The organism is Flavobacterium sp., assembly GCF_044348915.1.
GTDB lineage: Bacteria > Bacteroidota > Bacteroidia > Flavobacteriales > Flavobacteriaceae > Flavobacterium.
Map to the genome: position 1 here is coordinate 1 of NZ_JBIKRX010000092.1, position 10,387 is coordinate 10,387.

Here is a 10,387-nt window from a genome sequence, read left to right on the forward strand (position 1 = left end):
GGAATGGTCAAGTTCGTTTTTCCGAATCGGTTTTCTATTTACTTGCATGATACCAATCATCGAGATTTTTTTGGTAAGCAAAAACGTTCGTTGAGTTCAGGTTGTGTGAGAGTTGAAAACCCACTAAAATTAGCCGAGTATTTACTGGAAGACGAGGAGAATTGGAATTCAGAAAAGATGACTAATACCTTGCAAGGCAAAAAAACGAAGTATGTCAAAATTCCAAAAAAAGTCAATATTCATATTTTATATTGGACCGCTTGGAGTGAAAATAACAATCTGATTTTCAGAGACGACATTTATAATTTGGATGCCGATTTGTATCGAAAGTTACGAAAATAAAGGAGAAGTTTTTTCTAAACTTCTTGAAGGGTGATAAATAAAAAGACAAGATTTATTCTTAATTGTGCTTACAATTCCGGTAAGCAATTCTTTAGGAATAGCTGGACATCCTTGGCTTCTGCCTAATCTTTTATTATATTTTATAAAAGAATTTGAAACATAATTTGCCGCGTGCATCACCACGCCTCTTATCCTTGCATTGTCATTAACTCCCTTTTCAAGTCCGTCTAGTTTTAGCGACATACCATGTTTGCCATTATATACTTCACCGGTAAGATAAATGCCTAAACTGCTCTTGTACGAACTATTTGCATTTGAAAAATTATTAGCAAATTCCTCGCCCGTATTTTTTCCGTGTGAAACTAAGGAATTGTATAAAACAGTATTGGTTTCCAAATCGATTACCCAAAGTCTTTTTACATTAGAAGATAAGCTAAAATCAACCAGAGTCAAAATATTTTTTTCTACCAAACCTTTTTCTTTCAAAGCATTAAACCCTTTTATCGCTTCTGTAAAACTTTCTAGCTTGGGAAGGTCAAACTGATTGGCATTCAGATTGTTGTAGGTTATCTCGATGTTCGAATCGGAATTTGGACTAGCATCAATTGCAATTTCTTTTTCGTGAGATTTTAGGGCTTTTGTGGAATTTTTGTTACTGGTATATAACGAAAATAATATAAATAATGCGGCAGGAAATATCTTATAAATCATTGATAGTGTTTAGGTTAGACATTTTTATTTGGGGTTGCAAATATAAGCCAAGATTTTTTGCTGAGAAAAATTTTAAGAAAAAAATATGATTTTTATGCTTTTAATGGCTTTTTTGATGTGAATATTAAATTCGTTTAGTTTGCTTTTTGTGTTAATTTTACTATTTTTGCTCAACCATAATCTTAATTTATGCCGAAGTTTTACCCCAATTTCTTTCTTTTTTTTATTTTGTTAAATTTTTGTGCTTATGGCCAAAAAAAGACACTTCAGGCAAGATACACTAAAGAAAGTATTACTATTGATGGTAAAATCAATGAAGAAGCTTGGAAGTCAGCGAATATTGCAACTGATTTTATTATGTTTGAACCCGATAACGGGAAGCCTATCAGCGAAAGCAAAAAAACCAATGTAAAAATTATTTACGATAATAATGCAATTTATGTTTCGGCAGTTTTATACGATGATGAGCCTAGCAAAATTGCACGAGAATTAACCGATAGAGATGAATTTGGGGTTTCCGATGTTTTTTCGGTTTCTATAAATGGTAATAATGATGGGCAACAAGATTTTCGTTTTTTTGTAAGTGCGGCCGGAGTTCAGATGGATTGTTTGGCGACTGAGACAGACGAAGATTATAACTGGGATGCTATTTGGGATAGTGAGGTAAGAATCACTGATTTTGGTTGGGTTGTCGAGATGAAAATTCCTTATGCAGCATTGCGATTTTCGAAGGCGGCGAAGCAGACCTGGGGTTTGAATTTCACGCGTACAATATTGCGAGGTGATTTAGATCAAATATATACCTGGAATTTTGTTGATACTAAAATAGGTGCAGTTATTTTACAACAAGGAATTTTAGAAGGAATTGAAAACATCAATACTCCAACACGACTTTTCTTTATCCCATACACTTCGGCTTATTACCAAAAAGACGATTATGCTTCTGACAAGACTTTCAAAGCAGGGTTGGATATCAAATATGGAATTAATGATGCTTTCACTCTCGATGCAATTTTGGTGCCTGATTTTGGACAAACCAAATTCGATAATGCCATCCTAAACCTCGAACCTTTCGAGCAACAGTTTGATGAAAACAGATCCTTTTTTACTGAAGCTACCGATTTATTTTCTAAAGGAAATCTCTTTTATTCCAGAAGAATTGGTGGTGAACCGGATACTACGCCAACACTGAATGCCGATGAAGAGGTAATCGAATATCCGAGTTCTACCGATTTATTGAATGCAGTAAAGGTTTCTGGTAGAACTGAAAAAGGACTTGGAATAGGGATTTTGAATGCTATTACCGAAAAAACGTATGCTACCATCGAAAACACTGATACTGGCGAAACACGGAAGGAAGTTATAGAGCCTTTGGTCAATTATAATGTTTTTGTTTTGGACCAACGATTCAATCAAAATTCATCAGTTTCTTTCGTAAATACCAACACAGTTAGGAATGGAGATTTTCGCGATGCCAACGTTTCTGCACTATTATTCGATTTAAATACCAAAGCCAACACCTATAAGTTATCGGGTGATTTCAAGTATAATACCGTAAAAGATAATGTTTTTTATTCCTTGTTGAATAATGGCTTAGAAAATTATGATGGTTTCAAAACGCAATTGAGTTTTGCAAAAACTAGCGGGAAATATCGGTATATGTTCTCAGGGAAATATCTTTCAAAAAATTACGACATCAATGACTTAGGGATTATTTTTGTGAATAACTATAACTCTGGTTATGCCGAAATGAGTTATAGAATTATTAATCCAACAAAAACTTTTAACTCTTTCAAAGCTTCGCAGAATATTAATGTAGAAATTCAAAATACAACTGGAAAGTTTCAAGAAGCTTGGTATCAAGCTAAGTTTTCAGCGATTAATAAAAAAAATCAATATTGGGAAGGGAAAATACAGGTAAATCCTTTTGATCGCTATAATTTTTATGAACCAAGAGTGTATGGAAAATATGTTTTTGTACCCGAGAGCTTCGTTTCCTATTTGTACTTTGCATCAAACGATAATAAAAAGTTCTCTATTGATATTGATGGTTCTATCGAAAAATTTAACGAGGACGGCAGAATTACATATCTTATTTCACCGGCAATTAGCAACCGTTTCAGTGATAAATTTTCGTTGTCTTATAATCTAATTTACACGCGAAAAGTCAATGATCGTGGTTGGGTGGGATTTGATGGGGATGATATCATTTTTGCTGAACGCAAACGTGAAATTGTAGATCATTATTTTACCGGTAAATATTCGTTAACCAATAAAATGTCGTTAAATTTGGTAGTGAGATACTATTGGTCATACGCCGATAACCACGAATTTTTTACGCTGCAAGACGATGGTCATTTAGCTGAAAATAAAACCTATGATCAAAATAAAAATAGGAATTTCAATTCTTGGAATTTCGATTTGTCTTATTCTTGGTGGTTTGCTCCTGCAAGTCAAATCTCTGTGTTATATCGAAATTATGCCATAGAAAGCACCAATGTTGTCGAAAAAAACATTCAGTCTAACCTTGATAATGTATTTGATTCCAATTTGACCAGTATATTTTCTATTAGCCTTCGCTATTATATCGACTACAATTCACTTAAGAGGAAGTAAAAGGTTTTACTTTTAATGGATGCTTTAGATTAATATCAATTGAAGAATGCTATTTAAAAACACTTAAAATTCTTCAATGTGCTTCTGGCGATTTGATCAATGTATGTTTTACTTAAATTACAGCAAAAAGCCATTTTTTTCTACATGGTTTTCGAAGATTTTTCATTGCATTTATTGTATAAAAAAAGAGATTTTACAACAGATTTTTAAGTATTTGTTGCAGTTCTCTTTTTTATATATAATAGTAGTTTTGACGTACTTATATTTTTTTGGAATGCTTTATCTTTGTATAAAAATTTAAGTAAAATGAGCAAAAAAGTAATCCTTATGATTCTTGACGGTTGGGGAAATTCTCCTGACCCAAAAGTATCGGCAATAGACAATGCCAATATTCCTTTCATCAAAAGTTTGTATACAAAATATGCAGTTGGTCAGCTAAGAACTGATGGTTTAAATGTAGGTTTGCCAGAAGGTCAAATGGGAAATTCCGAAGTGGGACACATGAACCTTGGTGCAGGTAGAATTGTTTATCAAGATTTAGCCAAAATCAATTTAGCTGTAGAAAATAAATCGATGGCACAAGAGCAAGTTTTGGTAGATGCTTTTCAGTATGCCAAAGACAAAAATGTTAATTTACATTTACTTGGACTTGTTTCTGATGGTGGTGTGCATTCGCATACTTCGCATTTGAGAGGTTTGATTGATGCTACTGAGGCTTTCGGTTTAGAAAAAGTGTTTGTACACGCTTTTACTGATGGTCGTGATGTTGATCCAAAATCTGCTAAAACTGACATTCAAAATTTAGAAGATTATATGGCAAATACTTCTGCAAAGATTGCCTCAGTAGTCGGAAGATATTACGCTATGGATCGCGATAAACGTTGGGAAAGAGTAAAAATTGCCTATGATGTTGTGGTAAACGGAAAAGGAACTCATTCAAAAAATGCGGTAAAAAGCATCGAAGAAAGTTATGAAAATAACGTAACAGACGAATTTATCAATCCTATTATAATGGTGGATGAGAACGACCAACCATTGGCTACAATTAAAGAAGATGATGTGGTTGTTTTCTTTAATTTTAGAACCGATAGAGGTCGTGAACTTACCGAAACCCTTTCTCAAAGAGATTTCCACGAACAAAACATGCACAAACTGAATTTGTATTATGTTACGCTTACCAATTATGACGAAACTTACGAAAATGTAAAAGTGGTATACAACAAGGACAACGTAACAGAAACATTGGGTGAAGTTTTAGAAAAAGCCAACAAAAAGCAAATCAGAATTGCCGAAACCGAGAAATATCCACACGTGACTTTCTTCTTTTCAGGCGGTAGAGAAACTCCTTTTGAAGGCGAAACTCGAATTTTGAAAAACTCACCAAAAGTAGCCACTTACGATTTAAAACCAGAAATGAGTGCTTATGAATTGGCTGATGCCTTGGTTCCAGAATTGAATAAAGGAGAGGTTGATTTTGTGTGTTTGAATTTTGCCAATGGTGACATGGTGGGTCATACTGGTGTGATGAGTGCAGCCATTCAAGCTTGTGAGGCTGTTGATAAATGTGTAGAAAAAGTTATTACTGCCGCTTTGGCCAATGATTATACTACTTTGATTATCGCCGATCACGGAAACTGTGAAACAATGGTAAACCCTGATGGCACGCCAAACACGGCGCATACAACAAATCCAGTTCCAATTATTTTGGTTGACAAAGAATTGAAATCAATACAAGATGGAGTTTTGGGTGATTTAGCACCGACCATTTTAGATTTGATGCAAATCGAAAAACCAGCAGTGATGACTAGACATTCGCTTTTGTAGAAAATAGGAATTTGTTGATAAAAAAAGTCCCGCAAATTTTGCGGGACTTTTTTTATTTGCCGGAAACTAAAGCGTAATACTCTTTGTCAATCCATTCTTGATGGTTCGGATGAGCAATTTTTACCATTTCGGCAACTCTTTGTTTCAGTGTTTTTCCGTATAAATTGGCAATACCATTTTCAGTAATAATGTATTGAATGTGAGATCGGGTGGTTACTACACCCGCGCCTTGTTTCAAAAATGGAACGATTCTACTGTCGCCATTTTTGGTGATAGAAGGCAAGGCAATTATAGCTTTACCACCTTCGCTCAATGAAGCACCACGGATAAAGTCCATTTGGCCACCCACACCAGAATACATTCTAGGGCCGATAGAGTCAGCGCAAACCTGACCCGTTAAATCGACTTCAATAGCCGAGTTGATAGCCACCATTTTTGGGTTTTTTCGTATTCTAGCAGTGTCATTCACATAAGATGACTCTTTCATTTCAACAAAAGGATTGTCATTGACAAAGTCATATAAACGTTGCGATCCGATAAGGAAAGTAGCTAAAGCTCTTCCGCGTCCAACGCCTTTAAAATTGCCATTGATAACATTGCTTTCGATTAGGTCGATTACACCGTCTGAAAACATTTCGGTATGCAATCCTAGGTTTTTATGATTGGTTAGTTTAGCTAAAGCTGCATTGGGGATGGAGCCTATACCCATTTGCAAAGTACTTTCATCTTCAATCAATGAGGCGATATAGGATCCTATTTTGTCTTCAGATGGGCTGGTTTCATCCATGGTATGACTATAAATAGGCATATCGACTTCGACCAAATAGTCAATTTCTGATATATGAACGATTCCGTCTCCAAAAGTTCTAGGCATTTGCGGATTGACTTGTGCCACTACTTTTGTTGCACATTCAATAGCCGCGATACTAGCTTCGACCGATACTCCAAGCGAACAATAGCCGTGGATGTCGGGAGTGGAAACGTGAATGAATGCTACATCTAAATGCAAGACTTTTTTTCTAAACAAATAAGGTAGTTCACTAAGGAAAACTGGAGTATAAGAACCGTTGCCTGATTTTAAGGTATGACGAACGTTGGCTCCAATAAAGAAAGAATTCACGTGAAAGCTATCAGATAGCGCCGGATTTGCATAACGAGCTTCTCCTTCGGTATGTAAATGACAAACTTCTACATTGCGTAATTCCGAAGCTCTTTCGGTTAAAGCGTTAGATAATATAGTTGGTGCAGCCGCCGCCGCTTGGAGATAAACTCGGTCTCCTGATTTTACAATTTTTACTGCTTCTTGAGCAGTTACATATTTGTTCATAATGACAGTTTTATGTGAAATTCGCACTATAAATTTATGAAAAATTAGGTAGTAATTCAAATTTTTTAATAAAACATCAAAGATTTTTTTTTGACATAGGTCTTTTGTTGGTGTTTTTTTGTGGTAGCTGTACCTATCATATAATGAGAGGCTAGGCAGGAATTGCTTTTAATTAAAGGCTCTAAGTAAAGGTTAACACTTTATAAATAAAAGTTAAAGTTTCATAATCGATAGTAATACTATCATATTTGTGTATATTTGTATCATAAAAAAGGAGACTAGCCGAACACTCCTTAAGAAGTAGGCAAAATATAATACTTCCATTATGAATGCAAAAAAAGTAATACTCGGTCTAGCTGTTGGAGCTACATTATTTATTTCTTGTAATCAAGTTTCGCAAAAGCTAAATGAAGCTAAAGAACAAACAGTTTCACTAGCTAATGGAGAAGTTCAAAAGGTAATTGATCAACTTGGTTTAGTTTATGTTGAAGAAGGTGCTCAAGCTATTATAACCTATGACGAAGTAAATGCCGCACAACAGGCTTGGTGTGATGCGTTGGTAAAAATTGGAAAGTTGAAAGAAGAAGGGGGCGATTACAAAGGCTTTGCCAATCAAGTCTTGTCTGAGGCTTACAACTATGATTACGGGAAAGTTTTCTTCAAACCTACGTTGGCTTATGGTGACCAAACTTTTAGAAATGATAAAAAAGGAGCTTTAGCTTACTTTGTTGGTGGTGATCCAAATTATCCAGATGACAAAGGATTTGCTTTGAAGCCGTGGGTTAAAGCACGTTATGATAATGCTGGTGAAAAGAATGAGGGCATACAAATATATGGTTCCGTAGCAATAACTATGGGCAATGTTTGGGTGACAGATAAAGAAGGAAACGAAGTTATGGTTGATAAAACATGGGTATTCAAGAAAGGAAAAGACGGAAAATTACGAATTATTGTACATAAATCGTCTTTGCCTTTTTCTCCCGAGTAAAAGTAACGAGGGCTGATTCAAAAAAATCAGCCCTTTTTTAGTCATAAAATATAAAGTACAATGAGAAATACGCCAATAGTTCTACTGTTTTCGCTGGTTTGCTCGTTTAGCATCAATGCTCAAAATACACGTATAGTCGACAAAAATGAAATCGGTTGGTATGCCTTTTTCGGTACATTTAAAATTGCCGAAAAATTCAGTATACATTCTGAATTTCAGGCACGAAGAACAGACTATATTGCTGACAAGCAACAAAACTTATTGCGAGTTGGAGTAAACTATCAAGCAAATTCTAAGTTGCTTTTAAGGTTGGGTTATGCCTACGTCGAAACTTATCCTTACGGAGAATATGCAATTAATGCACAAGGAAAAGATTTTACGGAACATCGAATTTTTCAGATGGCAACAATCAACGATAAAATTTCAAAATTTGAATTATCACATCGGTTTATGTTAGAACAACGATTTGTTGGGAGATACACTCAACCTGGATTAACTGTTGAAAATGAGTATGTGTTTATGAGTCGGATACGCTATATGTTTAGAATTCAAATGCCTTTGAAAGGCACTGAAATTAAAAACAAAACCCCATATATTGCCGCTTATGATGAAATATTTATTGGATTTGGAGAAAATGTCAATGAAAATATTTTTGATCAAAACCGAATAGGTTTGGTACTTGGCTATCGTTTCGACAATAATTTTAGAATAGAAGCGGGCTACTTGAATCAAACGCTGCAACTAGGCAGGGAAATCAACCAAAGCAATGTTTTTCAGAGCAACAACGGTATTGTAATTAATACTTTGCTCAATTTAGATTTAACAAAAAAAGTAGCTAAATAAGTTTTATATGATTCTTTTTCCAATAAATATAATAGAGGTAAATAGTGCTAAAATTGATCAAATCGAAGATTTATCAAAAGCTATATATCGTTTGATAATTTACAGCAGAGACCATTTTGATGACGATTTACTTGATATTTATCTAGACGGATTTTCAAATTTGAAAGATCTGCTATCTTTAAAGAATGCTCAAATGGAAGCCCAAAACGAGGAGGAAGCTGTTGAGTATTTAGGAAATTTAAAACAATCATTAGAATTTGTTGTTGAAGAGATTCTAAACAATAATGACTTCGAGAAAGAAATACAATTATTTCAACTTTTGAGGCTGATTTCCCCTGAAACAAATAAAATACATCCGAATAAATACCGACAAACAACGGTACAAATTGGTGGTCACATTTGCCCTGAACCTAATTTGATTTCAGGTTTAGTCTCTCAATTAATTTACAATTGCAACCAAATCAAATCACCTATTATTAAAGCCATTTACTTGCATCACGAACTGATTCGAATTCATCCTTTTGTAGACGGAAATGGACGAGTAACACGAATTGCAAAAAATTGGACGTTAATGTATCATATGTATCCTCCCATTTTCATAAATGATTCTAGCGAAAAAAAGGAATACATAACCACTTTGAGCAAGAGTTTTGCAGAACTAAATAGGAATCCAACGATTTGGAACGAATTTACAGACCTTTTTTTCGAACAAGAGCTCAATAGATTAATATTTAATTTAACTTTTTTGTACGATAGTATTAATACTATAGGCAAGGCAAGAAGAAATAATCAAAGCACCCCATTTGAAAGTCAGTAGTCATTTTCATAATTCCTAATAACTATAGTCTGCTATAGACAATTGAACTAAAGCAATGATTTTTTATAGAAAGGAAATCCTAATCTTTTTTGGAATGATTCAAGACGGTTAAATTCTATAAAACAGGCACTTTCTTGATGCTACCCTTCGTCTAATGATAGCTCCTCACCTAAGTATTAAGATAAATTTAATACTAAAAATGTCATCTGTGATAGTATTACTATTATATTTGCAAAAAAATATATCAGTTTCAATTCGATTTGCTCAAGCTATAGAATGAAAACAATCAAAATATCTTACGTAAATGAAAACTTTAACTCATTATAATTTTTTAAATTTGTTTAACTCTAATTCAGGGTTGTATAGAAATGTTTTGGCAATATTTATGCTCAATTTTCAGTTTAATTTTTAATTGCCAGGTATGGGCAGAATTGCTTTAGCGTTGGTTTTTTGTACTATGAAATTAGTTGCTCAAAATGATTTAGGGACCTGGAATGTAGTTAATATTAATTTAAAGGTGAATAAAAAGTGGAATGTATTTGCAGAAACTCAATTGCGGAGTTTATCGTTTTATGATCAGTTTCATTACTACGAGTACAAAGGCGGACTAACCTATAAATTAACTTCAAATTTTTCGGCCACCACCGGAATTGGTTCCTATAATACTTACAGCGAAGGTGGTAACTTTGAAATGCCAATACAAAATGAAGAAATTAGAACTTGGGTACAATTCAATATGCTGAACCCGTTAAAATGGCTAACTTTTGAACATCGATATAGAGCTGAACAAAGATATACATCCAATGGGTATCGGAATAGATTTAGATATAGGTTATCGGCAATAGTGCCATTGAATAGTAAAAAGATACAACCTAAAACGGTATATGCACAAATTTGGAATGAGATTTTCTTTACAAAT

At 34.2% G+C, this 10,387-nt stretch carries 9 protein-coding genes; 7 read left to right on the forward strand and 2 right to left on the reverse strand.

Annotation, left to right across the window (positions count from 1 at the left end; all coding sequences use genetic code 11):
• On the forward strand, nt 1-342 hold a 342-nt coding region (locus tag ACIQ1E_RS12315; protein WP_396171602.1), incomplete at its 5' end, for a L,D-transpeptidase family protein.
• Here ACIQ1E_RS12315 and ACIQ1E_RS12320 read toward each other — a convergent pair.
• Nucleotides 331-1,053, reverse strand: coding sequence for a murein L,D-transpeptidase catalytic domain family protein (locus ACIQ1E_RS12320; RefSeq protein ID WP_396171603.1), 723 nt, complete (start codon nt 1,051-1,053; stop codon nt 331-333). The two genes, ACIQ1E_RS12315 and ACIQ1E_RS12320, sit on opposite strands and share 12 nt — an antisense overlap.
• A 189-nt stretch (nt 1,054-1,242) precedes the next feature.
• Between ACIQ1E_RS12320 and ACIQ1E_RS12325 the strand changes: the two genes are divergently transcribed.
• Nucleotides 1,243-3,669 (forward strand): DUF5916 domain-containing protein, encoded by a 2,427-nt coding sequence (locus tag ACIQ1E_RS12325; RefSeq protein WP_396171604.1) that lies wholly within the window; start codon nt 1,243-1,245, stop codon nt 3,667-3,669.
• A gap of 306 nt (nt 3,670-3,975) precedes the next feature.
• Nucleotides 3,976-5,493 carry a 2,3-bisphosphoglycerate-independent phosphoglycerate mutase gene (gene gpmI, locus ACIQ1E_RS12330; RefSeq protein ID WP_396171605.1) on the forward strand — a complete coding sequence of 506 codons (1,518 nt, stop codon included), beginning with the start codon at nt 3,976-3,978 and terminating at the stop codon, nt 5,491-5,493.
• Nucleotides 5,494-5,545: 52 nt separating this feature from the next.
• Here the strand turns inward: gpmI and ACIQ1E_RS12335 are convergent, their stop codons facing one another.
• The gene (locus ACIQ1E_RS12335; RefSeq protein WP_396171606.1) at nt 5,546-6,820 is read right to left on the reverse strand and encodes an acetyl-CoA hydrolase/transferase family protein; all 1,275 of its coding nucleotides are present in this window, start codon (nt 6,818-6,820) and stop codon (nt 5,546-5,548) included.
• Nucleotides 6,821-7,145: 325 nt separating this feature from the next.
• On the opposite strand from ACIQ1E_RS12335, the gene ACIQ1E_RS12340 reads away from it, so the two are divergent.
• The 4 genes from ACIQ1E_RS12340 to ACIQ1E_RS12355 all read left to right on the forward strand — a co-directional run.
• Nucleotides 7,146-7,808 (forward strand): hypothetical protein, encoded by a 663-nt coding sequence (locus ACIQ1E_RS12340; protein ID WP_396171607.1) that lies wholly within the window; start codon nt 7,146-7,148, stop codon nt 7,806-7,808.
• Nucleotides 7,809-7,868: 60 nt separating this feature from the next.
• The gene (locus tag ACIQ1E_RS12345; protein ID WP_396171608.1) at nt 7,869-8,651 is read left to right on the forward strand and encodes a DUF2490 domain-containing protein; all 783 of its coding nucleotides are present in this window, start codon (nt 7,869-7,871) and stop codon (nt 8,649-8,651) included.
• 7 nt (nt 8,652-8,658) lie between these two features.
• Complete coding sequence (locus ACIQ1E_RS12350) at nt 8,659-9,468, forward strand: Fic family protein (RefSeq protein ID WP_396171609.1); 810 nt, start codon at nt 8,659-8,661, stop codon at nt 9,466-9,468.
• Between the two features lie 421 nt (nt 9,469-9,889).
• Nucleotides 9,890-10,387 (forward strand): DUF2490 domain-containing protein (locus ACIQ1E_RS12355; protein ID WP_396171610.1); only part of this gene is annotated, 498 nt, incomplete at its 3' end.